Source organism: Streptomyces sp. B3I8 (assembly GCF_030816915.1).
Classification (GTDB): domain Bacteria; phylum Actinomycetota; class Actinomycetes; order Streptomycetales; family Streptomycetaceae; genus Streptomyces.
In genome coordinates, this window is sequence record NZ_JAUSYN010000001.1 from 264,598 (window position 1) to 289,631 (window position 25,034).

22 protein-coding genes and 1 pseudogene are annotated in these 25,034 nt (G+C 71.5%); 11 read left to right on the forward strand and 12 right to left on the reverse strand.

Annotated features, from left to right (window positions below):
• Nucleotides 1–51 precede the first annotated feature (51 nt).
• A complete protein-coding gene (locus QFZ64_RS01425) occupies nt 52–1,905 on the forward strand; it encodes a peroxidase family protein (RefSeq protein WP_307061417.1) in 1,854 nt (617 codons plus the stop codon).
• Nucleotides 1,906–2,052: 147 nt separating this feature from the next.
• A complete protein-coding gene (locus QFZ64_RS01430; RefSeq protein WP_307061420.1) occupies nt 2,053–2,877 on the forward strand; it encodes a DUF1826 domain-containing protein in 825 nt (274 codons plus the stop codon).
• Here QFZ64_RS01430 and QFZ64_RS01435 read toward each other — a convergent pair.
• Nucleotides 2,813–3,706, reverse strand: coding sequence for a hypothetical protein (locus QFZ64_RS01435; RefSeq protein WP_307061422.1), 894 nt, complete (start codon nt 3,704–3,706; stop codon nt 2,813–2,815). The two genes, QFZ64_RS01430 and QFZ64_RS01435, sit on opposite strands and share 65 nt — an antisense overlap.
• 82 nt (nt 3,707–3,788) lie before the next feature.
• On the opposite strand from QFZ64_RS01435, the gene QFZ64_RS01440 reads away from it, so the two are divergent.
• Together QFZ64_RS01440 and QFZ64_RS01445 are read left to right on the forward strand one after the other, a co-directional pair.
• Nucleotides 3,789–5,150, forward strand: coding sequence for a 2OG-Fe(II) oxygenase (locus QFZ64_RS01440; RefSeq protein WP_307061423.1), 1,362 nt, complete (start codon nt 3,789–3,791; stop codon nt 5,148–5,150).
• On the forward strand, nt 5,147–7,321 hold the full coding sequence (locus tag QFZ64_RS01445; RefSeq protein WP_307061425.1) for a sulfotransferase: 2,175 nt from the start codon (nt 5,147–5,149) through the stop codon (nt 7,319–7,321). The genes QFZ64_RS01440 and QFZ64_RS01445 overlap by 4 nt, the downstream gene beginning before the upstream one ends.
• A gap of 5 nt (nt 7,322–7,326) precedes the next feature.
• Here QFZ64_RS01445 and QFZ64_RS01450 read toward each other — a convergent pair whose 3' ends face one another.
• Together QFZ64_RS01450 and QFZ64_RS01455 are read right to left on the reverse strand one after the other, a co-directional pair.
• Nucleotides 7,327–8,163, reverse strand: coding sequence for an aspartyl/asparaginyl beta-hydroxylase domain-containing protein (locus QFZ64_RS01450; RefSeq protein WP_307061427.1), 837 nt, complete (start codon nt 8,161–8,163; stop codon nt 7,327–7,329).
• The gene (locus tag QFZ64_RS01455; protein WP_307061429.1) at nt 8,160–8,924 is read right to left on the reverse strand and encodes a polysaccharide pyruvyl transferase family protein; all 765 of its coding nucleotides are present in this window, start codon (nt 8,922–8,924) and stop codon (nt 8,160–8,162) included. Before QFZ64_RS01455 ends, QFZ64_RS01450 begins: the two co-directional genes overlap by 4 nt.
• 63 nt (nt 8,925–8,987) lie before the next feature.
• On the opposite strand from QFZ64_RS01455, the gene QFZ64_RS01460 reads away from it, so the two are divergent.
• Entirely contained in the window at nt 8,988–9,710 is a 723-nt protein-coding gene (locus QFZ64_RS01460) for a hypothetical protein (protein WP_307061431.1), read from the forward strand.
• 640 nt (nt 9,711–10,350) lie between these two features.
• Here QFZ64_RS01460 and QFZ64_RS01465 read toward each other — a convergent pair.
• Entirely contained in the window at nt 10,351–10,578 is a 228-nt protein-coding gene (locus tag QFZ64_RS01465; protein ID WP_307061433.1) for a hexameric tyrosine-coordinated heme protein, read from the reverse strand.
• Between the two features lie 117 nt (nt 10,579–10,695).
• Here QFZ64_RS01465 and QFZ64_RS01470 point away from each other — a divergent pair, with 117 nt between their 5' ends.
• Nucleotides 10,696–11,100, forward strand: coding sequence for a luciferase family protein (locus QFZ64_RS01470; RefSeq protein WP_307061435.1), 405 nt, complete (start codon nt 10,696–10,698; stop codon nt 11,098–11,100).
• A gap of 76 nt (nt 11,101–11,176) precedes the next feature.
• On the opposite strand, the pseudogene mmsB reads toward QFZ64_RS01470, so the two are convergent.
• Nucleotides 11,177–12,130 (reverse strand): annotated as a pseudogene (gene mmsB / locus QFZ64_RS01475) (3-hydroxyisobutyrate dehydrogenase); the annotation flags it as partial.
• A gap of 35 nt (nt 12,131–12,165) precedes the next feature.
• On the opposite strand from mmsB, the gene QFZ64_RS01480 reads away from it, so the two are divergent.
• Nucleotides 12,166–12,933 (forward strand): thioesterase II family protein, encoded by a 768-nt coding sequence (locus tag QFZ64_RS01480; RefSeq protein ID WP_307061437.1) that lies wholly within the window; start codon nt 12,166–12,168, stop codon nt 12,931–12,933.
• Here the strand turns inward: QFZ64_RS01480 and QFZ64_RS01485 are convergent.
• The 5 genes from QFZ64_RS01485 to QFZ64_RS01505 all read right to left on the reverse strand — a co-directional run bounded on the left by QFZ64_RS01485 (nt 12,905) and on the right by QFZ64_RS01505 (nt 18,866).
• A complete protein-coding gene (locus QFZ64_RS01485) occupies nt 12,905–13,288 on the reverse strand; it encodes a cupin domain-containing protein (protein ID WP_307061439.1) in 384 nt (127 codons plus the stop codon). The two genes, QFZ64_RS01480 and QFZ64_RS01485, sit on opposite strands and share 29 nt — an antisense overlap.
• Nucleotides 13,289–13,291: 3 nt before the next feature.
• Nucleotides 13,292–14,779 (reverse strand): FkbM family methyltransferase, encoded by a 1,488-nt coding sequence (locus QFZ64_RS01490; protein WP_307061441.1) that lies wholly within the window; start codon nt 14,777–14,779, stop codon nt 13,292–13,294.
• The gene (locus QFZ64_RS01495; protein ID WP_307061443.1) at nt 14,776–16,578 is read right to left on the reverse strand and encodes an HAD-IIIC family phosphatase; all 1,803 of its coding nucleotides are present in this window, start codon (nt 16,576–16,578) and stop codon (nt 14,776–14,778) included. Before QFZ64_RS01495 ends, QFZ64_RS01490 begins: the two co-directional genes overlap by 4 nt.
• A gap of 294 nt (nt 16,579–16,872) precedes the next feature.
• Complete coding sequence (locus tag QFZ64_RS01500; RefSeq protein ID WP_307061445.1) at nt 16,873–17,259, reverse strand: ankyrin repeat domain-containing protein; 387 nt, start codon at nt 17,257–17,259, stop codon at nt 16,873–16,875.
• Nucleotides 17,260–17,402: 143 nt separating this feature from the next.
• Nucleotides 17,403–18,866, reverse strand: a complete 1,464-nt coding sequence (locus tag QFZ64_RS01505; protein WP_307061447.1) for a catalase — start codon at nt 18,864–18,866, stop codon at nt 17,403–17,405.
• Nucleotides 18,867–19,055: 189 nt separating this feature from the next.
• Between QFZ64_RS01505 and QFZ64_RS01510 the strand changes: the two genes are divergently transcribed.
• Nucleotides 19,056–19,469, forward strand: coding sequence for a Fur family transcriptional regulator (locus QFZ64_RS01510; protein ID WP_307061449.1), 414 nt, complete (start codon nt 19,056–19,058; stop codon nt 19,467–19,469).
• A gap of 265 nt (nt 19,470–19,734) precedes the next feature.
• Nucleotides 19,735–20,322 (forward strand): protoglobin domain-containing protein, encoded by a 588-nt coding sequence (locus QFZ64_RS01515; protein ID WP_307061451.1) that lies wholly within the window; start codon nt 19,735–19,737, stop codon nt 20,320–20,322.
• A 182-nt stretch (nt 20,323–20,504) separates the two neighbouring features.
• On the opposite strand, the gene QFZ64_RS01520 is transcribed toward QFZ64_RS01515, so the two are convergent.
• Together QFZ64_RS01520 and QFZ64_RS01525 are read right to left on the reverse strand one after the other, a co-directional pair.
• Nucleotides 20,505–21,065 carry a GNAT family N-acetyltransferase gene (locus tag QFZ64_RS01520; RefSeq protein ID WP_307061454.1) on the reverse strand — a complete coding sequence of 187 codons (561 nt, stop codon included), beginning with the start codon at nt 21,063–21,065 and terminating at the stop codon, nt 20,505–20,507.
• 392 nt (nt 21,066–21,457) lie between these two features.
• Entirely contained in the window at nt 21,458–21,844 is a 387-nt protein-coding gene (locus QFZ64_RS01525) for a nuclear transport factor 2 family protein (protein WP_307061455.1), read from the reverse strand.
• Between the two features lie 110 nt (nt 21,845–21,954).
• Between QFZ64_RS01525 and QFZ64_RS01530 the strand changes: the two genes are divergently transcribed.
• A complete protein-coding gene (locus QFZ64_RS01530; protein ID WP_307061457.1) occupies nt 21,955–22,515 on the forward strand; it encodes a TetR/AcrR family transcriptional regulator in 561 nt (186 codons plus the stop codon).
• Between the two features lie 519 nt (nt 22,516–23,034).
• Nucleotides 23,035–24,969, forward strand: a complete 1,935-nt coding sequence (locus tag QFZ64_RS01535; protein WP_307061459.1) for a BTAD domain-containing putative transcriptional regulator — start codon at nt 23,035–23,037, stop codon at nt 24,967–24,969.
• Nucleotides 24,970–25,034 lie beyond the last annotated feature (65 nt).

The following is a 25,034-nucleotide window of genomic DNA, read 5'->3' on the forward strand; positions in this document are numbered from 1 at the left end:
TGTGGTCAGCCTGAGGGAGGACCCACCAGGAGTGCCCCAAGGAGTACCGACATGAGCACACTACGCTCCCTCTTCCGCCGCTCCCGCTCCTCATCCGTGTCTCCTGCGTGGAGAATCGTCGGCGGCCTCGCCGAGTATGTCGACCGGCGCATCGGCTGGGACAAGCTGGCCGTGATTCCTGGCCTGGCGATCCTCTACGGGCTGCGCGTGAGGCTCCGTCAGGAGAATCTGCACGACACCACGCACCTCCCCTCGGTCAACCTTCCCGATCCCGGGCCGAAGTCCGAGAAACACAAGGTCAACCGGAGCGCCGACGGCAGCTTCAACGATCTCGACGAGCCTCGGACGGGTATGGCGGGCACACGCTTCAACCGCAATATCCCGCTGGACAAGATCGCGCCGGCCGCGCCCGAGGACGTCCTGTCCCGGCCCAACCCGCGCGAGGTCAGCCGAGCCCTGCTCACCCGTCACGAGTTGATCCCGGCCGAGTCGGTGAACTCCCTCGTCTCCACCTGGCTGCAGTTCATGATCCGCGACTGGTTCAGCCACGGTACGAGTCCCGAGGACCGGCCCTGGGAAGTGCCCCTCATGGACGACGATCCCTGGCCGGAGCGCCCCATGCGGATCATGCGGACACCCGACGACCCGACCCGGGACCCGCAGGCGGGTACCGAAATGCCCGACACGCGCGTCAACGTCTCCTCCCACTGGTGGGACGCGTCGCAGATCTACGGGTCGAGTGACGCGGAGCAACGCCGACTGCGCACCGGTGAGCTGGGCAGGCTGCGGCTGTGGGACGACGAGCAGTCCCCGTTCCCCGACCCCTCTCGCGACCCGTCGCGGGTGCCCGGCTTCTGGCTGGGCTTGGTGATCATGCAGAACCTGTTCGCCCGGGAGCACAACGCCATCTGCGACCACTTGCACGCCGCGTATCCGTCCTGGGGCGACGAGGAGCTGTTCCAACGGGCGCGGCTCGTCAACTCCGCACTCATTGCCAAGATCCACACCGTGGAGTGGACACCGGCTGTGATCAGCCATCCCACGACCGTCAAGGCCCTGCACACCAACTGGTGGGGCCTCGCGGGGGAACGTGTCCACAGCCTTCTTGGCCGGATCAGCGACAGCGAGCTCGTCAGCGGTATCCCCGGCGCGCAAACGGATCACTACGGCGCCCCGTTCGCCCTCACCGAGGAGTTCGTGGCCATCTACCGCATGCATCCGCTGATCCGCGACGATTGGCACCTGCGCTCCGCCGTCGACAACGAGACCCTTCGCCACTGCTCCTTGCGTGAGATCTCCGGACCCGAGGCACTGAAGGTCCTCGAGACCACCGACATGGCCGACCTGCTCTACAGTTTCGGCACGCTCCACCCGGGTCTGGTCACCCTGCACAACTTCCCGAAGTTCCTGCAGGAGTACCAACGCCCCGACGGGCACCTGCAGGACCTTGCCGCCACCGACATCCTGCGCAGCCGGGAGCTGGGCGTCCCCCGCTACAACGAGTTCCGACGGCTTCTACGGATGAAGCCGGCGGCAGGCTTCGAGGATCTGACAGACAATCCCACGTGGGCCGAGGAGATCAAGCGTCTGTACGAGAACGACATCGAGAACGTCGACCTGATGATCGGCATGTACGCCGAGAAGCTTCCGGCCGGGTTCACCTTCAGCAACACTGCGTTCCGCATCTTCATCCTGATGGCTTCGGTCAGGTTGAGCAGTGACCGCTTCTTCACCGCGTACTACACCCCGGAGGTGTACTCCAAGGCCGGAATGGCCTGGATCGACGACAACACCATGGCCACGGTGATCCTGCGGCACCACCCGGAGCTGCGCCCGGCCCTGGCGGGACTGACAAACGCATTCGTGCCATGGCACAAGGCACAGTCGGGCACGGGCGGTTCCTGACAGCTGAGAGACGCCCGCCGCCCGGCCCTGGCCGCCGCCCATGACTCGGAGGGAGCCAGGACCGGGGTCTGAGCCGAACGGGTGCTCGCGCCTCGGTCCTTGCCTGTCGGCCCGTTGCCGGACGAGCCGGTGACTACGGTGCGACCCGTGGTCCCAATCATCCGGAACGGGGATACGTTCCCCTCAGGTGTCCTGCACGGATCCACGGCACGTGACATCGCACGGCTGACGAACCCCGGACCGACCGCGGTCATCGTCCCCCGGGAGGAACATGCCGGCTGGCTGGACGAGTTGGCCGAGCTGGTGGTCACGCGGCGGCTCGTCATCGCCCGTACGACACTGACCGCGGTCTCCCTCGACGATTTCGCCCGCTGGTTCCGCGCCGCCCTCGCCGATACGACCAGGGCCGTGTCGGGTCCACTTTTCGACGACATGACGGGGATCGTGGAGCAGGTCATGGCCACCACCGATGTCGGGCGCGTGACGGTGCGGGTGTTCACCGAGGCCCCCACCCGCCGCTGCGGGTTCCACGTCGACACGGTCCCACCGCAGGCGCCCACGATCGGTGCCCTACGGGTCTACAACGGTCCGACGACCGAGTACGTGGCCTGCGACGACGTGATGAGCATGGCGGCTTTCTACGCCTACCTGTCCCGCAGGGAGCGGTTGTCACGGGCGGCGGGCGCCGGGGCCTGCAGCGTGACAGCCACCGGTTCGGCGCCCGGCCGGCTGATCGCCATGGACGAAGCACCCTCGTTTCTGCGGCCCCGCGCCCCCGTTCACCGGGTGCCGCGCGACGCGACCGTCTACTTCAAGCACATCGACGTACGACAGCACTGGTCACCGCATCCCGTGACAGACGTGTGGATCCACCGATCGCCCATGCAGGGCGCTCCACGGCTGGTCCTCAACGTGTCCCCGGCACAGCCCGTTCCCACCCGCCGCGGTCGGAGGCCAGAAGCACGTGGGTGAGGGCGGGCAGCGCGGAGTCGAGGGGACGCAGCAGGCGAAGCACGCGCGCACCCGCGCGGACCGGCCCGTGATGGGCCATGAACCAGGCCCTCGGCCGGCGCGCGGCGGCGACCACCTCGAGGACGGCGGGCACCACGTCGTCCTCGCCGCCGAAGAAGATCCCGGTGAAAGGGTTGACGTACTGCCAGCCGCCGAGGATCGCCTGATTGACGACGACAGGCACATCGAGGCAGAGGGCCTCTGCAAGCACCCTCGGCGACGCGTCGAGAACCGCCGGCACGAACAGGCAGCGCGCGGCGGCGATCACGGCGAGCAGCAGCGGCCACTCCAGCGGTCCTGTCAGCCTGACGCCGGGCAGCGGTTCAGCGCCAGGAGGGGCGTCGACGACCAGGATCCGCAGGTGCGCCTCCTCGGCCAGCCGGCGCAGGCAGCGTGCGGCGAGCGGCCAGTTCTTGGCCCGCTGCCGCCAGGGTTCCGCACCGGATACGTGGACCACGTCCGCGACCAGTTCCGGGGGCAGGGTTCGTGCCGCCAGACGCGGGTCGACGCGCAGCGGGTCGGTGAAGTCGGACTCGCTCACCCGGGCCCGCGACCCGTTCGGCGGAAGGAAGCGGTCCGGGTCGCGGAAGCAGTGCAGCCATGCCTCGCAGAGCAGTCCGTAGTCGCGTTCGTCACGGAATCCCGCCCCCGGGAAACCCAGGCAGCTGGTGGCACCGGCGAAACGGCAGCCCTCGGCTGCCAGCTGATTCAGGCGTACGTGCTGGGCGCGTGTGACGACGGGCGCCCGGACCACCACCCACGGCAGTACCTCGCCGCAGGGACGGGTCACCCGGAGAAAAGGTGCGCCTGCGGAGAGGTCCACCCGTCGTCCTCCACAACCGGATCAGGACAGCGACATGACAGGAGAGGCCATGCCCCAGCCCATCAGACGCGACTTCTTCGCGGATCGCAACGGCGGCACGCGGATCGAGATCTTCGACGAGCTCAGTGACACCGCGAAGGCCGCCCTGTACGAGTTCTTCCGGCGGACGGGCGCACGGCATCTCATGGACGAGGTGGTGCTGCCCATGTTCCATGACGGCGATTCGCAGATCTTCGCCGCGGTCCGCGACCGGCCGTGGCCGCCGTGGGGTCTGGGCGCGCGCAACATCGTCGCCGTCCTGCAGACGCACCTGGTCTCCGACGGCTGTTGGGGGCTGAGCCCGGTGCACGTCGGCGATGAGAATCTGACGAATATCGGGCTGTGTGCCGCCCTGTACAAGGAGGCGCTGGAGACTCTGGCCGTCGACCCCGGCGCCGAGGTGCACTACCTCGTCGCCGAGGACTCGAGGCTGGCCGACCTGGCCATGCGCCGTGTCGGCTTCAAGCGTACGGAGGATGTCTTCCTCACCGAGGCCGCGCGCTATCTCACCTATCGCGCGCCGGCCGGTGAACTGCTGGAGAGCCTCGGTCTGGCCGGGACCGACTCCGTCGACGTGCTCGCGGGCGCGGTTGAGGACGACGTGTACGAGCGCAACGCCGCCTTTCACGGGACTGTCCATCTGGGGTCGCGTGCGGAATGGACGGCGGACCGGATCAGCGCCCCGTCCGAGATCGCCCGCCTGGTGCGGGGCGGCCACTACAGCAAGCCGGCGGGAGTGCCGACGGGGACGGGCCGGTTCGAGAGGGACGTGATCGCGGAGGTCGCCCAGGGGGTGCGGGAGTTCCTCACCGAAGCGGAGCACCACGAGCTCCTTCAGTATGTGCTGGACAGGGAATCCGAGTTCTCGGCGGCCACCGTCCGGCCGCGCGGGACTCGCTCCGCGGTGGTGGATGAGCGAATCCGCAGCAGCCTGGTCCTCGACGGGCTCGGTCGTTTCGAAGCGTTGTTCACGGAGCGCATCAAGGAGCAGCTCGAGGCCGTACGGGTTCGTCTGGGCCACCCGGCTTTTCCGCTGGGCCGTATCGAGCTGCAGGTGACGGCGAACGGCGACCGGGACTACTTCGGCATGCACCGTGACAGCGACGGCAGGGACACCCGCGAGCTCACGTTCGTCTACTTCTTCTCCGCCGAGCCGCGCCGGTTCTCCGGTGGGGAACTGCGGATCTTCGAGACGCTCGTGGAGGACGGGCAGGTCGTCCCCACGGATCGCAGCCAGACGATCGTGCCGCGTGCGAACCTGGGGATCTTCTTCCCGAGCCGGCACGACCACGAGGTCCTGCCCGTCCGGGTGCCGAGCAAGGCGTTCGCCGACAGCCGGTTCAGCGTGACCGGCTGGATCCACCGGAAGTGAACGACCGGCAGGACGAACGGGAGGACAGCGGGCGGGAAGACAGCAGGCGGGACGGATCGGAGGAGCGAGGGAAGGTCGCGGCATGGTCCTTGGTGGGCCATGTGGCGCTCCCGTCCGGCCGCGCGCAGCGGGCGGCGCGCGCGACGCACCACGGTCCCTTCCCCGATGTGCCGGAGCTGCTGGCCCGCAGTGTGCGGGCCGATGCCCGTGGAGTGCGCGCACGTTTCCTCTTCGCCTCGGCCGCGGCGGCCTCGGGGTTCTCCACGGCGCAGGATCCCGCACTGACCCGTCTGGGAACACCGGTCACCGGCCCGGTACGCGCTGTCCCGGCGGCGCCGCTCGTGGCGCCCGTGATCATCGTCTCCCCGCCCCGCTCGGGCAGCACCGCGCTGTTCGATGCCCTGGCCCGCAACCCTGCCCTGGGGACGGTCGGCGGGGAGAGCGAGGGGGTGATCGAGGGCGTGCCCGGACTCCATCCGGCGGCCCGCGGTTACGCCTCGCACGCGCTGGGTTCCCGGGATGCCGAAGCATGGGGAGGACCGGTGCGCGCGGGCTTCCTCGCTGATCTGCTCGATGCGCGAGGGCGACACCGGCCCGAGAACGGCGGCTCCCGCGCCGCGCCTGTCAGGCTGCTGGAGAAAACCCCGGAGAACAGCCTGCGGCTCCCCTTCCTGCTGCGGCTGTTTCCGGACGCCACGGTCATCCACCTGCACCGCGAGGCCCGTGACACGGTAGCCAGCATGGTGCGGGCATGGGCCCACCCGGGCTTCGTCAACATCCCGGATCTGCCCGGCTGGCCCCGGCGGGCCTGGCATCTCCTGCTGCCACCGGGCTGGCGGGCCTGGGCCGGCGAGGACCTCACGCGGATCGCGGCGCGGCAGTGGGCAGCTGCTGTGGAGGCGACCCTGGATGCCCGGGCCCTTCATCCGGCCGTCCCCTGGGTGGACGTCGACTACGCCGAGCTGCGCGGCGCACCGGCCCGAACCCTGCGGTGGCTGGAGGCGGTACTGGGCCTGCCCGCAACAGCGCAGGGCAGGGACCTGCCGCTGTCGGCCACGACGATCAGTCCCCCACGCTCCGGCAAATGGCGCCACACCCCCGGCTTCGACCCGTCGGCGCTCGGTGCCGTGCAGGAGACCCTGCGACGCCTCACGAACGGACGCACCACCATGCCCAAGTCCACCCCGGCCTCCCGGGCAGCCCAGGTCACACAGGCCACGCCGGAGGCCACCCGTGATCTCCCCTCCTTCGCCTGCTGGCTCCACGAGGTGGACGCCGACGCGTCGGACACCGCCGAGACCATGGGCCATCGCGACGGGATGGTGCTCGATGCGGCCGTGGTGCTCCAGGCGGGGGTCACCATTCCCCTGGGGCTGGCGCGCCGCGCCCGCTTCCGCGACCGGTTCCTGCCCGGCCACCCCATCCTGTGGACCGACGAACCCGCTACCGGGGCACTCGTACCGTTCTGGATCCGATTCGAGGAATTCTGGGCGCTGCGCGAGCTCACCCCCGGGTGCCCCCTGCCTCCCGGATTCCCCTCACGGCTGCGCGCCTCGCTCACCGGAGCCGGTGCGCTCGGGGCGGCGGAGGTGCGCGCCCGGCGGACGGCTCTGGCCGATGACACCGTTGCCGGCGCTGCCGAGGAGTTCGCCCGCACCGATGTCTGCGGGATGGGCCGCCTGCTGCACCCCCGGCATCGCGAGGCGCTGCTCGACTATTACGAACGGCTCATCGCGACCGGCTCCTGGCCGCTCGGAGACGCACAGGTGAAAGGCCGTTACGGCTGGCACAACGAGTCGCTGTCACGCTTCTTCCACCATCAGTTCCGCGCTCTGGTGGGCCGCCTCGCCGGACGGCCGGTGCGGCCGTCGTACTCCTATGTCTCCGCGTACCGGGGCGGCGCCGTCCTCGACCGGCACGTTGACCGCGAACAGTGCGAGTACACGGTCTCCCTGCTGCTCGGGGAATCGGGACCAGGCATTGAGGGCGGGTGGCCGCTGCTTCTCGACACGGGCCGGGGGTCCGTCTCCCTGCTCCAGCGTCCCGGCGAAGCCGTGCTCTTCAGGGGCACCCGGGTAGCGCACTGGCGCCCTCCGCTGCCCGACGGGAGCACCCACACCTCTCTGCTGTTCCACTACGTCCCGGCCGAGTTCTCCAGGACCCTGTACTGAAGCGGCTACTGCGGCTCGAGGAAGCCGACATGCCGGGCCTCGGCCTCCGTGACCCGGGGCGGGATCCGTTCCCACCTGGTGACGATCCGCCGGCCCGCAGGGCGTACGGCGCGTACCCGCGTACGGGTGAAGCCCTCGGGCGCCGCTCCCGTCCCGAACATCGCCTCGGCGGCGGTGGCGGTGAGCAGCGAGTCCCACACGAGGTGGACCCGGTCCGCGGACCCGGCGTTCTCGGCCCCATGCACGCAGCCGTGATTGACCAGGTAGACGGTGCCGGCCTCCAGGTGATGGACATCGCCCTCGATCAGCAGGGACGCCTGCGGGCTGGTGACCAGCGGCAGGTGGAAACGGGCTCGTACGCCTACGGTGCCGGTCCGCGACCGCACGACGCTGTGTTCCTCGTGCGGCGCGAGCGCGGCACCCGGGCCGAGCACGTTGATCCGGAAGTTGACCAGGTGCGGCAGAGCTTCGGCCAACGCGGCCAACGCGGGGTAGCGCGCGCGATGGTGAAATCGCTTGCCGAAACACGACAGATCGTGATCCCGGGAGAAGTCGTCACAGCGCCCGGAGGCGTTGAGCAGACTGAACTGCTCCACCCGGCCCCGGGGACCGGCCCATGCCGTCACGTGGCCCGTGGCGCCGGCCAGCGAGGGAGTGTGCCGGGCGCGCAACCGCTCCACCTCCGCGGCGAGTGTCTTCGTGGTCGGGGCGTCCGCGCGGAACAGCCGCAGACAGCGGATGCCGGCGCGATGGTAGTTGGCGTCGCGGATGCCGTACAGGAGCAGTCGCGGATCCGGGTCATGGCCCTGACCGTGGTGCTGGTCTCGATCTTCATCGGTCACCGGAAGGGACACCTCTCCAGGAGCAGGTCCAGGTCGGGGAGGTTCATGGGGAGCGTCGCGAAATCGCCCAGCGCTGCCGCGTCCAGACAGGCGCCGGCGGGACCGACGGACACCGGTGGCGGTACCGGCACCCCGACAGAGAGGAAATAGTCGTGAAACTTGCTGCCGTCACCGCTGGGCAGGTCCCGGAAGCTGATCCAGACAGCGGGAATCCCGTAGGCGTGGCTGAGGACGATGCCGTGCAGGCTCGACGAGGCGACCAGGCAGGCTCCCATGAGCTGCTCGACGACGTCCTCGACGCTGCTTTGCACATCGACGAACTGCCAGCCCTCCGGGACGCCGCGCCGGGCCCGGGCCTTGTCGGCGAAGTGCGGTACGACCGCGGGCCGTCCGCCCGCCCGGGCGGGGCGACGCGGCAGGTATCTCGGCACCAGCAGACCAGGGTCACCGTAGACCGGGAGGCACGCCGCACCCGACCGCAGAGCCGCCTCCCGGGTGAGTGGTCCCCGGACCGCGAGCAGTTCGGCGCGCGGATCGACGTACTCGCCGGCCTTCATCACGCCCGCTCCCCACACCACGCAGCCCGGCCCCGCGAGCGCGACCACGCTGCCCGTGACGAAGTGTTTGCGGCCCGGGGCATGCGGAGCGACCCACCGGGCCGGGGCTCCGGAGATCCGGCGGATCAGCCAGGGAGTGAGCCTGTCACCGACGTTGCCCTGGCTGGGCGCCCGGCACCAGAAGGCGGGTACGGCATCGACCACGTCACTCACTGTAGCGAACGGATCGCTCTTTTCATTCGCACCTACCATCGGGATGTTCCCTGGTTGAGGTATGCGCTGGCGGCCATCGGGACGTGGTGCCACGGGTTCGCGGAAGTCGTCGTGATCACCCCGCGCACCGGATCGGCCGCTGTGCGCCGAGCGATCGGCGGCGACGTACGTCTGGAGATCTGCCCGGACTACCGGGACGACTACCTGGGGCAGCAGGTGAGCAAGGTGTACGCGGACGAGTTCACGGCCGCCGACCTCATCTGCCATGTCGACACGGACGTCATCTTCACCCGCCCTGTCTCCCCCGCAGACCTCCTGGACGGCGGCCGCCCGTGGATCGTCCGCCGGCCGGTTTCCCAGCTCGGTCGGCACCGGCCCTGGCTCGCCCCGACGGAGGAGTTCCTGGGCCGTTCGGTCGCCTACGACTTCATGCAGCAGCCGCCCTTCACCTACCCGCGCCGCCTCTACCCGGAAGTGCGCGCCCTGTCCCTCGAGCGTCACGGAATCCCGCTGGACCGCTACGTGGCGGGTCGGCCGCCCCGGGGCTTCTCCGAGTTCAACGTGCTCGGTGCCCACGCCTACGCCACTCACCGCACCGAGTTCGCCTGGTACGACGCGGACACGGCGCAGGTGCCGCGGTTGTGCAGGTGGTACTGGAGCAGAGGCGGCATCGACGCCGATGTGCGGCGGGAGCTGGAAGGGATCGTCGGCGGTCCCACAGAGCCGACGCGTTCCCCGTCCGACGCACGGACCCGGTCGGCACATCCTTCGGCTTGAGAGGGACCGGGGGATCCGGTCCGGCGCTCCGTCCCCGATCACGCGGGAGAGGCACTCCACGGCTCCCTTTCTCCGTCATGTTCTCCGCGGTCCTGGAACAGGGCCGGTGGTTTTGTCCGCTTCGGGCGACAGTGTTTGCCGGTCTGTTTCAGCAGCATCTGATGCTCAGTGGGACACCTGCGATGTCGCCGACCCGATCAGTCCGTCAGCGACCGCAGACATCCTGCGCCTGTCCGAGGACCTCGTCGAGCACTTGGTTCTCGGTGACCGGTCCTTGTGCTCGGCAGAGCAGACGGTGAGCCGCTCGTCGCCCCTGATCCCCGCGAGGTGATCATCAGCCGGTCGTACCGGTCCGCGCTCGCGAGGCCGCGGAGGGGAGCAACGACGCTCAGCGAGGGATCGGTCTCAGGGCGCCTGGCGCAGTGTTCGCGATGCCGCCGTGACCGCTGTCCCCGCCGCGTGGACAGCGGTCAACCGCCCTCAGCGGGGCCCAGGTCCGCGGGAGGGGGTGTCGCGGACCTGGTCGCACGGCTTCCGCGGCGCTGTTCCTCCGCGGGGTGTCCGGCCCTCGTGGAGGGGCCGGACTGTTCCGGCGAGCGCTGCCGCCTGACGCCGGCGCCCTTGCTCGTGCCGGGGGCCGTCAGCGCCAGTAGTCGTTGGCCGCCGCGATGGTCGCGAACTCGATGGCCACGACGTGCGCGATGGCGACGAGGCTGCCCGGGTCCTCGGCGTACGCCGGCCGCAGCCGGCCGCGGACCTCCGCGTCGGGCTGGGTGGCCTTGACGGTGCCACGGGCGAGTTTGATCGCCAGGGCGCGGCCCGCGTCGGGGTCGGCGGTGATCAGGGTGTTGTCGGGCACGAGGCTCATGGCCCCCTCCTATTCATTGGGAGCCCCAATGATTAATTGCCCGTTTGGTCATGTCAATGCCTATCCGGTGGCGGGGCCGCGATCTCCACGTGAACGCCCGGCGGTTCCGGCCTGTCCGTGGCGTCATGGCGAGGCCGCGCCTGCCGTCAGATGCTGGAGGGGGTGCGCACCGGGACGAGCGGCGTCTCCGGGGCCCGGAGCAGGGTCCCGCACCTCGACGAGTCGGCGCGGGTGCCGCGCGAGGCGGTCCTCGGCGGCACGGAGTTCGCGCATCTGCACGGTGACGGCAGCGGCAGCCCGCACCTGACGCCGCCCCGGCCGCGTGCGGCCGAAGCGGTCCGGCGGGAGTGGGCGGAGCAGCACCCCGTCGTGGCTCTCGGCCTCGCCGCCCCGACCCTGCTCATGGTCTACGGTCCGCGCACCCTCGACGAGTTCGCGGTCGTCCGGCAGCTCGTCCGTGAGAGTCACGCGTTCGGCCGGGCGGGGGCCGGTGCGACGTGGAGGCGCCGGCCGGTGCCGTAGGAACCGAGCCGGATGAACCGCCCGGGGCCCGCGCCGACAGTGGCGCGGGACCGGGCGGGCGAGGGCGGGCCGGTGCTCAGTCGGTCGTGGTGAGCAGGGTGAACACCGCCGAGAAGTCCTGGTCGCCGAGGCCTTCGTCGGTCATCCGCGCGTACAGTTCCCGGGCTCTGGAGGTCACCGGCAGGTGGACCGTGTGGGCTTCGGCCGTGGCGAGTGCGAGGTCGAGGTCCTTGCGCATCAGCGCGCCCCGGAAGCCCGGCCGGAAGCCGGCCTCGGCCGGGCTGCTCTCCAGGACTCCCGGCACCGGTGGCCGGGTGCGCAGCGCCCAGCAGTCGCCCGAGCTCGCCGACACCACGTCGAAGAGCAGCCTGGGGTCGACGCCGAGACTCTGGGCGAGCGCGTAGCTCTCGGCGACGGCGACCATCGAGGTTCCCGCGATGATCTGGTTGGCCAGCTTCACGGACACGCCCGCGCCGTGGTCCCCGCAGTGCACGATGTTCCGCCCCAGCACGGTGAGCAGCGGCTCCAGTTCGGCCAGGGTGTCGGCGTCGCCGCCCACCATCACCGTGAGGGTGCCGTCGACGGCTCCGGCGCTGGAGCCGCTGACCGGCGCGTCCAGCATGCGCACGCCGTGCCGCGCGGTCAGGCCGGCCAGTTCCCTGCTGGTCGACGGGTCGATGGTGCTCATGTCGATCAGAGTGCTTCCGGCGGGCATCTCCTCGAGGGCGCCGTCGGGACCGGTGAGGGCCTCGCGGACGTGCGGGCCGTCGGGCAGCATCGTGATCACCACCTGGACCCCGGCCGCCGCTTTCCGGGCGGACGGGGCGGCTTCCGCGCCGGCGGCGACGAGGGCGGCCACCGCCTCGGGCAGCCGGTCGTACACGGCGAGGTGGTACCCCGCGTCGATCAGCCGCTGCGCCATCGGGCGGCCCATGGTGCCGAGGCCTATGAAGGCCACCGAGAGGTCGGACATGCCGTTCCCTTTCCGACGGGACGTCAGTCCCTGTGGTAGTCCCTGCCGTTCAGCCCGCTCGGCATGCCGGGCGGTGACATAGGGTAGTTTTCATGGATACTGCCAATGAGTTGTGGCTCGTGCCGCTGTCCGCCGGGCCTGCGGGCGTACGGCACCGTGTGACGCTGGTGTGCTGTCCGCAGGCCGGCGCGGCCTCGACGGCGTTCCTCCCCCTGGCCCGGGCGCTCACCGCGGCCGGGCTGCCGGTCGCGGTGCTCGCGGCCCAGTTGCCGGGCCGCGGGCGGCGCGTCCGTGAGCCCTTCGCGCCGTCCCTGGACGCGCTCGCCGGACCGCTGGCCGGGGCCGTGGCGAGGGTGCCCGGCCCCGTCGTGCTGTACGGGCACAGCATGGGTGCCCTGCTCGCCCACGCGGTGGCCGCCGCGCTGCCGGTCGCCCCCGCCGAACTGGTGGTCTCCGGCTCCCGCCCGCCCGGCGCGCCCTCCCCCACTGGGGTGCGCCCCTGGGCGGAGCGCACCGACGAGGACCTGGTCGCCGGACTGGTCCGGCTGGGGGCGCCCGCCGAGCCGTTCGCCGACCCGGACGTGCGGGCGTTGGCGCTGCCGGTCCTGCGGGCGGACCTCCGGGCGGCCGCGCGGTACCGGCCCGCCCCCGGGCGGGCGCTGTCCTGCCCGCTCACCGCGGTCGCCGGGGAGCACGACGGGGAGGCGCCGCCGGAGGTGATGGCGGGCTGGGCCGCACACACGGAGGGCGGTTTCGCCCAGCGGGTGCTGGACGGCGGTCATTTCCTTCCGGGGTCGTGCCTTCCGGAGCTGGCCGCCGTCCTCGCGGAGGTCATCCGTCGGACGGTTCCAGCCAGTTGATGTCACCGAGGGTCACGGCCAGGTGCGTCATCGGGCTGTTCTCGGTGGCGCCGTGCCAGTGCTCCTCGCCGGGCGGGCAGGCCACCACGTCGCCGGCGCGCACCACCGTCGGCTCCTGGCCGCGCACCTGCACGTAGCCCTCGCCCTCGGTGATGTACAGGAGCTGGCCGCCGGTGTGCCAGTGCCAGTGGTTGCGGACGCCCGTCTCGAAGCGGACCAGCAGCACGCTGGAGGTGTGCTGGTCCTGCGAGGGGAAGAGGTCCGTGAGCCGGGCCTCGCCGGAGAACACCTTCCGGTACTTCTCCGGCAGCGGCTCCAGGGCGTCGGTGTACTGGGCGGGGCTGTTGATGATCATGACTCAGTCGTCCTTCGTGTCGAGTGATATGAGCAGTCGGTGGACCAGGCCGGAGGGTGTGGGGTCCTCCAGCAGGTCCGCGAGGCCCAGCGTGCCGCCGAGCCGCTCGCGCAGGCGCGCGAGCATCCGTACGGCCGCCAGCGAGGTGCCGCCGGCGGCGAAGAAGTCGTCCTCCGGGGCCGGCGGCCGGGTCAGCAGGTCGGTCCAGACGGTGGTGACGACGGCGAGCGTCGCGGGGTCGGTGTTCCGGGGGGCGGGGGCGACCGGGGCCGTCGTGCACGTCCCGGTGACGGCGGTGGGCGGTGCTCCGCGCCGTACCCCGAGTTCGATCCGCGGCACGTCGTCGCCGAGGAAGTCCTCCAGTGCCTGCAGCAGCCGTTCGCGGGGGCCCGGGGGCGGTACGGGGAGCAGGGGCTGCGACGCCCCGGCGTCGGCGGCCGGTCCGGGCAGGTGTGGTGGTGCGGCGTCGGCGGCCGGTCCCGGCCGGTCCGGCGGTGCGGCGCCGTCGTCCCGGCGGACCGCGTACACGTTGCGGTAGCCGGTGCCGCGCAGTGCGGGCAGGCTCTCCACCCGGCACTCGTAGCCGGCCGCCGTCAGCAGGCCGGTCAGGGCCCGTACGTCGGCCTCGTGGTGGACCTCCATGACGATCTGGCGGATGCGGGCCCAGTCCGTCTCCTCCAGCGAGCCCAGGATGTCCGCCTCGGCTCCCTCGGCGTCCAGTTTCAGCAGGTCCACCGTGGCTCCGCCGAGCCGCGCCAGCACCCCACGCAGTCCCGCGACCGTCACTCCGGCCGGGCGTGCGCCGCGCATCCGGGCGTCGGCGATCTCCCCGGCGAGCCGGACACCGGCTTCGGTGCCGGTGCCGGCGGCGGCGTCGATGGCCGCGCTGATGGCGGTGTGGTCGCCGGTCCCGTCCGCGTACAGGCCGGAGTAGACCGTGGCCCCCGGGTACACCGTCATGACCGCCGTGCCGTCGGCCCCGCCGACCGCCCAGGGCAGTGCGACCACGGGGAGGCCGAGGTCGGCGACGTTGGCGGCCAGGGCGGTGAAGGCGTCGGGGGACGGCTCGAAGGCGTAGACGGTCGCCCCGGGGTGGGCGCGCGCCAGGTACAGGGAGCACAGGCCGATGTTGGCGCCGATGTCGATGACGAGGGGCCGGGCCGGCATGCGCAGCGTGTCCGTGGAGTAGACGCCCTCCTGGAAGATCTCCTCCAGGAGGTAGTCGGTCTCGTAGGCGTTCAGTTCGTACAGCGGGGTGCCGTCGGGCAGGATCCGGTGGGGCAGTCCGTGGGCGTTGTCCTCGACCCATACGGTGGCCGACAGCCGGCCGTCCCCGGCGGTCGTCGACACCTCGGCGGCGTGGACGCCGTTCTGCAGGCGCAGGAACTCCCGGACGCGGTCCGCGAGGTGTGCGGCCCGCAGTGTGCGGGCGCGGTCGCGGCCGGCCAGGGCCTTCGGGGTCAGGGGCGAGGAGGTGCGGGAGTACGTCATCGGGTGCCTCCTTCGGCGGGTGACCGGGTGAGCGCGGCGGCCCGGACGACGAAGGTCCGCTCCTCCGCGGGCGGGTTCTCGTCGCCGGTGTCGGCGTCGTCGCCGGTGTCGCTGTCGATGTCGGTGCCGGTGTCGCTGTTGGTGCCGGTGTCGCTGTCGGTGCCGGTGTCGCTGTTGGTGCCGGTGCCGGTGTCGCTGTCGGTGTCGGTGCCGGTGCGGCCGTGGGCGCGCAGGAAGTCCAGGGCGGGTCCGTTGCGTCCGGTGCCGCGGAAGCGCACGTGCAGTTCGTCGACGTCGCCGTCCTCGGCGATCCGCGCGAAGAGCGCCTCGGTCACTCCCCGGTCCAGGGCGCGGCAGCTCATCGCGAAGCATTCGATGCCGACCCCGCCGTCGGCCCGGCGGGCGGTCACGGCCGTGGCGATGGTGCCGTAGTCGCCGAACCGGTCGCGCAGCGTGGCCGTCCAGGCCGTCCAGGTGCCGGTCCCCTCCCGGGCCAGCAGTGCGGGGACGTCCGCGCCGCCCGCCGTCGCGGAGGTGAACTGGTTGGTGCGGGAGAGCAGTTGGGTGATGCGTGGCAGGTCGCCGGTGTCCGCGCGGCGGGCCACGACGACGGTGCCGAGCCGTTCGTTGAGCCGGTGGGTGTCGGCCAGGCCGGCGGTCGCCTCCCGGCGCCGTGCGTCGGCCCGGTAGCCGTCGTTGCGGGTGCGGTCCTCGGTGGTGGAGAAGAACCGGTCCAGCTCCCAGCAGCCGTCCAGCACGGTGGCGGGATCGGCCGCGGGATCCAGGTGGAGCACGGTGACCTCGGGGAGGGCCTCGGCGACCTCGGCGCACACGAACGGGTTGTCGTCGACGAGGACGAAGGAGTCCACTCCCAGCCGCAGCTCCTCGGCGAGGGAGGCGATGTTCCGCGACTTGGGCAGCTGGTTGATCCGCGCGGCGGCGAAGTGGTGGCGGGTCAGTTCCAGGTCCCCGGCGCGGTCGGTGAAGACCCGCTCCACGCTGTCGGGGTCGTTGCGGCTGCACAGGGCGAGGACGAAGCCCTCGTCGTGCCTGCGCCGCAGGAAGCGCTGGACGGCCAGGAAGCGGGGGGTGAGTTCCAGGTCGGCGGGGGGCCGGTCGCCGCAGGCGCCGCCCCACAGGGTGTCGTCGCAGTCGACGGCGATCACCTTGCGGGGGCGGGCCCGCAGGGAGTGCAGCACCCGGGTCAGGCCGATCGCCAGCGCGCCGAACGCCTCGTCGGTGTACGGGATGTGGGCGATGGCGGCGGATTCGGCGTCGTGGACGTCCAGGCCGTCGTGGGCCGAGAACCACTCCTCGGCGTCGGCCACCGCGAGGCCCGGCGCCTCGGCGAGGCCGGCGCGCAGCCGCGTGACGGCGTCGAGTCCGTGTTCCGTCCCCGGGGGTCCCGGGCACACGACGAACACCGTCGGCGTGCCGTGTGCGGCTGCGAATTCCCGTGCCGCCGCGAGGAACTCGTCGATGCGCCGGTCCGGGTCGGCCGGCTCTTCGGCGTCTTCGGCGTCTTCGGCGTCCTGCGAGTTCTCGGGGTCTTCGGGAGTCGCCCCTGCCCAGTCGTCGATCCGGATCAGTCCGACGTTGAGGCCGCCGGCGTTGCGGGCGAAGCGGGAGGCCGGGGACAGCAGTTGTTCGACGAGCTGACCGTAGGGGGCGGCTTCGACGAGGTGCGGAGCGCCGATGTGCTCCAGCGCGTCGCGCAGCAGCGGCAGGAGTGGGTCGACGGTGAAGGTCGCGGCCACGGTGATGAGGTCTTGGGTGGTGCACCCGGGTGAGTCCGGCATCTGTTCCCCTCGATCGGCCGGTGCGCGGCGGACATCGCTCGGCACATGGCCCGGCCCCGTAAGAAACTTGGCAGTGCCAATCTAATGCCGTGATGGCGGTGCCGGCAACATCACGCCGGAGGGAAACACCGGAAATGGCCCTGTCCGGGGCCTATATGAGGTGTGCTCGACCCGGCCGTGTCGCTGTCATGTGCCACGGCCGGGGAGTCTTGTGCGCCCGCGGCCTCAGGGGGTTGTCGGGCGTCCGCGCGGCCCCGGGGGCCGGGGTGTCCCGGCGCTCCCCGGGGCCGGGGCTCAGTCCGTGAGGAGGTGTGCGCGGCCGAACATGGCGGCCGCGACCCGGGCGGTCGGTGTACCGGCGTCCAGATCGGCGCCGGCCAGCCGCAGTTCCGTCACCACGTCGTCCGCGCCCTTGAACAGGGCGCCGGCGAGGGGGGTCTGGTCGCGGGCGTTGCGCAGGTCCGGGTCGGCGCCGAGCCGCAGGAGGGCCCGCACCGTGCCGGCGTGGCCGTGGTAGGCGGCAAGCATGAGGAGGGTGTTGCCGGAAGGATCGCACACGTCCACCGGCAGGCCGTGTTCCACGAACTCCAGCAGTTGTCCGGTGCTGCCCTCGCGGGCCAGGTCCATGGCGAGGGCGACGATGCGTGCGGTCTGCTCGGGGGTCGGTCCACCGGTGTCCATGACGGGTACCTCCTGCTCACGCGGCGGTGCTGCCGACCGTCCGCCGTGACCACTCGTGATCGTGTCCGCACCCCGGGCGGACACGTCCGTGTGCCCGCCCGGGGTGGCGGTGCGGGTCCGCCGGGGGCTGCCCGGCCCCGCGTTCAGTTCCCGGCGGCGGCCAGGGCCTCGATCGCCTTGCGCACACCCTCGCCGTAGGCCGGGTCGGCCTGCGTGCAGTGGGAGATGTGCCGTTCGATGCTGAGCCGCGAGGCGCCGCTGATCGCGCGTGCCGTGTTCTCGAACAGGACCAGCCGCTGTTCGGGGCTCATCAGGCGGAACAGGTCACCGGGCTGCTCGAAGTAGTTGTCGTCGTCCGCGCGGAAGTCGAACCGGTCGGCCACGGCGCCCACGGCCTGGCTCGGCTCGCGGCGGGCCGGCTGCTCCTGCCAGTGCCCGTAGGAGTTCGGCTCGATGCTCGGGGTGGCTCCGTGGTTCCCGTCGACGCGCATGGCGCCGTCGCGGTGGTAGGAGTTCACCGGGTTCCTCGGCTGGTTCACCGGGATCTGGTGGTGGTTGACACCGAGCCGGTAGCGCTGGGCGTCCCCGTAGGAGAAGAGGCGGCCCTGCAGCATCCGGTCGGGGGAGAAGCCGATTCCCGGGACCACGTTCGCAGGGGTGAACGCGGCCTGCTCCACGTCCGCGAAGTAGTTGCCGGGGTTGCGGTTGAGCTCCCACTCGCCGACCTCGATCAGCGGGTAGTCCTTCTTCGACCACACCTTGGTGAGGTCGAAGGGGTGGAACCGGTAGTTCTCCGCGTCCGCCTCGGGCATGATCTGGACGAACAGCTTCCACTTCGGGAAGTCGCCGTTCTCGATCGCCTCGAAGAGGTCGCGCTGGTGCGACTCGCGGTCCCTGCCGACGAGGGCCTCTGCCTCGGCGTCGGTGAGGTTCTTGACGCCCTGTTGCGTACGGTGGTGGAACTTGACCCAGAACCGTTCGCCCTCGGCGTTGACCAGGCTGTACGTGTGCGAACCGAACCCGTGCATGTGCCGGTAGGAGGCGGGGATGCCCCGTTCGGACATCACGATGGTGACCTGGTGCAGCGCCTCGGGGAGGTTGGTCCAGAAGTCCCAGTTGTTCTCGGCGCTGCGCATGTTGGTCCGCGGGTCGCGCTTGACCGCGTGGTTGAGGTCGGGGAACTTCAGCGGGTCACGGAAGAAGAACACCGGGGTGTTGTTCCCCACGAGGTCCCAGTTGCCGTCCTCCGTGTAGAACTTCACGGCGAAGCCGCGGATGTCGCGCTCGGCGTCCGCCGCGCCCCGCTCGCCGGCGACGGTGGAGAACCGGACGAACAGCTCGGTCCGCTTGCCGATCTCCGAGAAGATCTTCGCATTCGTGTACCGCGTGATGTCGTGCGTCACCGTGAAGGTGCCGAACGCGCCCGAGCCCTTGGCATGCATCCGGCGCTCCGGGATCACCTCACGGTCGAAGTGGGCCAGCTTCTCCAGGAACCACACGTCCTGAAGGAGCATCGGGCCGCGCACGCCGGCGGTCAGGGAGTTCTGGTTGTCGGGCACCGGCGCACCGGCGACCGTGGTCAACGGGTTCTGGGTATTCTCGGGCAAAGCCTGCTCCTCGGTGTGTGGGTCATGGCTGCGTTCGAGGCCCGGCGAGCCCGGCCGGCCGAGTGTCCACGGAGAGTGCCCCGTCGCTCGCATCCGATCCCACCCTACATTGGACTTAATCCAAGTCAAGGTGACATCCAGTTCAGGAAGTATTCCTGTCCGGGTGCCGTCACTGTTAGGCTCCGCGACGTGAGTGATCTCCTGATGCGGCTGCGGCGGAGCGGCTGGCGCCTGACGGCGCAGCGGCGCGTCGTCGCCGAGGTGCTCGACCGGGACCATGTCCACCTGACCGCGCAGGAGGTCCATTCCCGCGCGGTGGAGCGACTGCCCGAGATCTCCCGGGCGACGGTCTACAACATCCTGGGTGAACTCGTCGATCGCGGGGAGCTCCTGGAGGTCTCCACGGACGAGCGGGCCAAGCGCTACGACCCCAACGCGCACCACCCCCACCATCATCTGGCCTGCGTCCGCTGCGGCGAGATGCGCGACGTGCCCGCGAAGGGCGATCTCCTCGCCCACCTGCCGGAGCCGCAACGCGACGGATACACGCTCTTCGCCGTCGACCTGACGTACCGGGGGATCTGCCCGAACTGCGCACGCTGACGGGCAGGGCGCACCGTGCGCCCCCAGCCCGGCGTGCCGCTCCCGCCCGTCCCGCCCAGCCGCCTCCCCCGCCTCCCCGCCTCCCCGCCTCCTTTTTCCTCTTCACGGGCACCGCCCCTTGCAGGCCACCCCCGGAGCACATACTGTTGGCACTGCCAGTTATTTGGTCGCGTGTGGCGACCCCCGTGGAGACTCGGAGGCGGGCCGCAGCGCTGCCCGGCGCCCCTGTCCTCGTCGCGGGATCCAGGAGACACCAGGAGCAGTGATGAGCGAAGCGACCGTTCCCGGATACCGTTACGGTGATTCCGCACTCCCGGCATCGCCGGTGTCCGTCGAGGAGCTCGACAGGCTGAAGTCGGCCGTCCTGTTCGGCGAGGCCGACGAGGCCGCGCTGCGGCAGGCGTGGCAGGTGCTGGAGAGCCAGGTCGAGGCGGTCCTCGACGTCTGGTACGGCTTCGTGGGGGCGAACGAGCACCTGGTGGCCTACTTCTCCACGCCGGAGGGCGAGCCGATCGGCGCCTACCTCGACGCGGTGCGCCACCGTTTCGGCAAGTGGATCGAGGACACCTGCACGCGGCCCTACGACGCCGAGTGGCTCGCGTACCAGGAGGAGATCGCCGTGCGGCACACGCCGGCGAAGAAGAACCACACCGACCACGTGGCCTCGGTCCACAATGTGTCGATGCGTTACATGGTGGCCTTCATCTACCCCATCACCGCCACCATCCGGCCCTTCCTGGCCGCCGGCGGCCACTCCGAGGAGGAGGTCGAGGCCATGTTCCAGGCCTGGTTCAAGTCCATCACCCTCCAGGTCGCCCTCTGGACGCGCCCGTACCTCACCGAGGGCTGGTGAGCCGGACTCCCGCACACCGTCCGTGGCCGGCCGTGTCCTGACACCGGCCGGCCACGGCGCTTCACGGGGCCACGGGCACTGCCGGTCCGAGGATCCGGGCAGGACACGCGGCAGGGTGCCGTGCCCGGCCCTGCCGGCGTCGTACCCGGATCCTCGTGACGGCCCGCCGCCGGGCAGGGGGATCAGCGTGCTGCCGCCTCCAGGGCCTTCCGGTAGACAACGAAGTCGCATGCCGTGGCGAGGTGCGGGGCGAGCTGCGGATGGAAGTCCTCGATCGCCCCGGTGCGGCCGGCCCGGTATCCGATGCGCGTGTACCACTCGTCGAGGAAGACCTTGGACGGGTGCGACCACGCGCGGGGCACGAGCAGTTCGAGCTGCATCGCCTCGAGTCCCCGCAGTGCGCTTTCCCGTTCGGCGAACCTCACCAGCGCACGGCCGATCCCCGTCCCGCGCCGTTCGGGCGCCGCCGCCAGCATGCCGAACTCGCCGGTGTGTCCGTCCAGCCGCCGGATCCGCACGCACCCGACGAGTTCCCCTTCCACGCGCGCCACCGCCATCTCGCCCGCCCGGGTGAACGACTCGACCTCCTCCGGCGAGGTCCGCGTCGTTCCCTGCGCCCACAATCCCTTCTCGGCCTCCTCGTAGACCTCGTTGATCAGCTCCGTGACCGAGGACATCAGGCGGAGGTCGCGGGCCTGCGCCGAAGACAGCCAGGTGATGTCGGTTACGTTCTCGCGGTCCATACCATGCTCCTTGAACTGTGGCCGGTCTCGTTCCGGGAACGCCCGGGGCCGGCCCGTCGTGCCGTACCTCTCTCGTGTGAGGCCCGCCGCCCCCGGCGCCGCGCTCACGTCCTGTCCCGGCGGCCCGGTCACCGCCCCTGCGGGTCAGGGCCTGTTGGGAAAGTCCCGTCGTCCGCCCGGAGGGCGGGCCTGCGGCGTCAGGTGCGTGCTCCGGGGGTCCCCCCTGCTCGAAGAGCTCGGGGGCCGGGCCCAGGCGCTCGTACCGGATGTACTCGGGTCTGGGCCCGGTACGGCGAGTGGAGGTCCCCCTGCCCGAGCGAAGCCGAGAACTCGGGGGAGCGTGCACGGCGTCGCGGGGCAGGCCGGACTTTCGCAACAGGCCCTACCGGAGTTCAGACGAAGAAGGCGTTCATCCCCGGCACGTCGGAGAGATAGGTCTCGATCTCCGCGATCCTGCCGTCGCGTACACGGCAGACCGTGGAGAGGTGTTCGTCGAGGACGACGTCACCGCGGCGCGCTGTGTTGTGCAGGGACAGCGCCATGTTCTCGCGGCTGACGAGGATGTGCAGCAGTTCGAACCGCACACCGTAGGAAGCGATCTTCCGGACGTGCTCGACGACGGCCTCGGCACCCTCCACCGTGCCGGAGACGGTGTTGTCCCCGGGAAGCGTCCAGGTGACGTCGTCGTGCAGCAGCAGGCGGACGGCCTCCCAGTCACCGGCGGTGAGGGCGGCGTGGAAGCGCTGTCCGAGTGCGCGGGCTGCGTCGTTCGCGGTCATGGCGGTCACCGTTCTGTCGGGCTGCTCACTTAAAGCAGAGTTCTACGCTTTAAGAGCCACCCTAACCGCACCTCTGCCTAACGCACAACTCTTTGCCTTAGAGTGGGCGCATGGACACAGGAACCCCGGCCAGACGGCCCGGCGGGCGCAGCAGCCGCGTCCGCGCCGCGGTGCACGACGCCGTCGTCGCGCTGGTGGCCGAGCACGGCGCCGACCAGGTGACCTTCCCCGCCGTGGCCCGGCGGGCGGGCGTCAACTCCAGTACCCTTTACCGGCGTTGGGGGACACTCGCCGCGCTCATGGCGGATGTCGCCGAGGACCGGACGGCGGCCGCCCCCGAACCCGTCGGTCACCTGCGCACGGACCTGGAGAACCAGGCGGTGTGGACGCTGGCCGAACTCTCCCGCCCCGGAGGGGTCGCGTTCTTCCGCGCCGAGGTCGCCTCCGACGTCGACGAACGCAGGGCCGGCCTGCGCGAATGCCTGCGGCGGGTCAGCGTCCGCTTCCGGGACGTCCTCGACGCGGCGGCCGAACGGGGCGAGAAGCCGCCTTCGCTCGAGCAGGTGCTCGACCGGGTCGTGGCCCCCCTCTACTTCCACGTCGTCTTCTCACTGCCGGACACGGACGACGCGTACGCCCGGAGCCTGGTCACCGCATTGCTGACCGGCTGATCGGGGCCCGGCACCGCTCAGTACCCGGGCCCCGGCCGGACCGGCCACCCACCCCGGGGACCGGACGTGCGGGGCGCGGGGTGACCGTCCGTCGCGGAAGGGACGGTTGAGCGGCCACCCTCGTCCTCCGCCGCGCCGTGAGCACCGCGGGACACGCCCCACACCCTTACTACGCCGGGGGCGGCGGACCGGTTCACCGAAGAGCCGGGAGATCCGCCACGACCGCACCGCGGTCGCGGCGTGATCGCACCGAGGGCCCGCACACGTGTCGTCTGCGTCATGGCCGGCGAATTTCTCGTGAAAGATCCCGGGCAGCGGGCAGTCGTACCGTCCCTACCGTCTGATTCAAGTGATGATCCATTCAGAATCGGCCAAGTATCGCGCAATATCGGACCGTTGCCACTTGCCAGGATCGATTGCGAGTCAATATATTGGCACTGCCAAGCAGTAGTCGCCGTCGTCGCGTCATGAGTCGACGCGGCGTCTCGCGCGACGCGGGTGGAAGACGAACGGACGCAAGTGAACGCACGTCACGGGCAGGACATGTGCTACCACGTGCTCGGCCCTCTCGAAGTACGGCGCGACGGGGAGTTGCTCGACCTGGGCCCCCGGCAGCGCAGGGTACTGCTGATCCGACTCCTGCTCGAGGACGGCAGGCCCGTCTCCCTGGCCGAGCTCGCCAAGTCCCTGTGGCAGGGCGACCGGCCGACGGCGGCGGTGTCCTCGATCCGCGCCCATGTCAGCCGACTGCGTGCGGTACTGGAGCCGGGCCGCGCGGGACGGCCGTCGGTGCTCGTCAGCGGGCCGGCGGGGTACGCGCTGCACGTGCCGCCGGAGGCCCGGGACACCACCGGGTTCGACCGGTCCGTCGGCCGGGCGCGCGAGGCCCTCGCGCAGGGGCGGCCGGCGCGGGCACGCCAGGAGGTGGACGCGGCGCTCGCGCTGTGGCGCGGCACCGCCCTCGGGGAGGCGGCCGACCACGCCTTCGCCCAGCAGGAGAAGTCCCGGCTCGGCTCCGCCCTCCAGGACGCCCGTGAGCTGCGCACCACCGTCCTGCTGCAACAGGGCGATCTGGAGCGGGCGGTGCAGGCGGCGGAGGAGCTCGTGGCCACCGCCCCGCTCAGGGAGGCCTCGTGGTCCCTCCTCATACGCGCCCTCTACGCGGCCGGGCGTTCCGTGGACTCGCTGAGCCAGTACGAGCGCTTCCGCGTCATGCTGGCCCGGGAGATGGGCCTCGACCCCAGCCCGGCGCTGCGGGAACTGCACACGGCGGTGCTGCGGCACGACACGGCCGTCCTCGGGTCCCCCCGTCCGCCCGGCACGCTCGCGGCGTCCGCCCCCGCCCACCCGCCCGCCGCCACGCCCCTGGTGGGGCGCGACCTCGAACTCGCGCAGCTGAGCGGCCTGTGGGAGCCGTCCCGGCCCGGGCGCGCCCGGTGGGCGGTCGTGTCCGGCGAGCAGGGCACCGGCCGGTCCCGGCTGCTGGACGAACTGGCGGCACGGGCATCGGAGTCCGGGCTCACCGTGGTCAGGACCCGGTACGGCCGGGAGGCGGCCGGCGGCGGGGCCCCCGCGTGCCCCGTCCTGCGGCTGCTGGACACCCTGTGCGGGGGCGGCCCGGACAGCGCCGGGTCCCTTCCCGACGAGGGCCGGGCGGGCGTGCCCACGCTCTGTCTGGTCGACGACCTCGACCGGGCTTCGCCGGGCGTCCATGACCGGCTGCGCCGGGCGGCCCCGGTCCTGCGGGACGCCCCCCTCGTCATCGTCTGCGCGGTGGGCGAGGGGCAGCCGCCCGCGCTCGACGCCCTTCTCGCGGAGCTGGCCCGCCTGGACACCACGTGGCTGCACCTCGCCCCGCTGGACGCCGGTGAGGTGGGCGAGCTGCTCGCGGCGCTCGGCGAGGACGCCGGGCCGGACCACGCGGTGGCCCTGCACCGGCGCAGCGCGGGCAACCCGTTCCTGCTGCACGAGTTGCTGAAGCTGCCGGCGCACCGGCGCACGGGCCCGGGGGCGGTCGTGCCGGCGGCCGTGCGCAGCATCGTCCAGGCCCAGCTCTCCGCGCTCCCCGCCGCGTGCCGGGCGATGCTCACGCACGCCGCCGCCGACGGGGGGCGGCTCGACATAGACCTGGTGGCGCGGATGCGGGACGTGGAGCGGGAGCGGCTGCTCACGTCGATCGACGACGCGGTGACGGCCCGGCTGCTCGTCTGGCACGCCGACCGCACCGCTGCGGAGGGGCACTACCGGGTGCCCGAGCTCGTCGGCGACGTCCTGCTCGGCGCGCTGACGCCGTCCTCCCGGCAACTGCTGCACGCCGCCTTCGCCCGCGCGCTCGACGGCCGGCCGGGGACCGACCCGGCGCGGCTGGCGGCCCATCTGGACGCGGCGGGCCCGATGGCTCCGGCGGCGGCTTCGCGCTCCGTCCGCCTCCCGCGCCGGAGCGCCGGCCACTGACCCGACCGACCGTATCCGCACCATCTGCCACCGCCCGGGGTGATGCCCGCGGGCGCGGAGGGGAA

What these genes read in the sequence shown, in the direction of transcription:
- QFZ64_RS01490 (WP_307061441.1), bottom strand. Translation starts at nt 14,779, where the DNA reads ATGACGTACTCCCGCACCTCCTCGCCCCTGACCCCGAAGGCCCTGGCC.
- QFZ64_RS01440 (WP_307061423.1), top strand. Translation starts at nt 3,789, where the DNA reads ATGCCCCAGCCCATCAGACGCGACTTCTTCGCGGATCGCAACGGCGGC.
- QFZ64_RS01480 (WP_307061437.1), top strand. Translation starts at nt 12,166, where the DNA reads ATGGATACTGCCAATGAGTTGTGGCTCGTGCCGCTGTCCGCCGGGCCT.
- QFZ64_RS01525 (WP_307061455.1), bottom strand. Translation starts at nt 21,844, where the DNA reads ATGACCGCGAACGACGCAGCCCGCGCACTCGGACAGCGCTTCCACGCC.
- QFZ64_RS01520 (WP_307061454.1), bottom strand. Translation starts at nt 21,065, where the DNA reads ATGGACCGCGAGAACGTAACCGACATCACCTGGCTGTCTTCGGCGCAG.
- QFZ64_RS01465 (WP_307061433.1), bottom strand. Translation starts at nt 10,578, where the DNA reads ATGAGCCTCGTGCCCGACAACACCCTGATCACCGCCGACCCCGACGCG.
- QFZ64_RS01495 (WP_307061443.1), bottom strand. Translation starts at nt 16,578, where the DNA reads ATGCCGGACTCACCCGGGTGCACCACCCAAGACCTCATCACCGTGGCC.
- QFZ64_RS01515 (WP_307061451.1), top strand. Translation starts at nt 19,735, where the DNA reads ATGAGCGAAGCGACCGTTCCCGGATACCGTTACGGTGATTCCGCACTC.
- QFZ64_RS01425 (WP_307061417.1), top strand. Translation starts at nt 52, where the DNA reads ATGAGCACACTACGCTCCCTCTTCCGCCGCTCCCGCTCCTCATCCGTG.
- QFZ64_RS01500 (WP_307061445.1), bottom strand. Translation starts at nt 17,259, where the DNA reads ATGGACACCGGTGGACCGACCCCCGAGCAGACCGCACGCATCGTCGCC.
- QFZ64_RS01485 (WP_307061439.1), bottom strand. Translation starts at nt 13,288, where the DNA reads ATGATCATCAACAGCCCCGCCCAGTACACCGACGCCCTGGAGCCGCTG.
- QFZ64_RS01530 (WP_307061457.1), top strand. Translation starts at nt 21,955, where the DNA reads ATGGACACAGGAACCCCGGCCAGACGGCCCGGCGGGCGCAGCAGCCGC.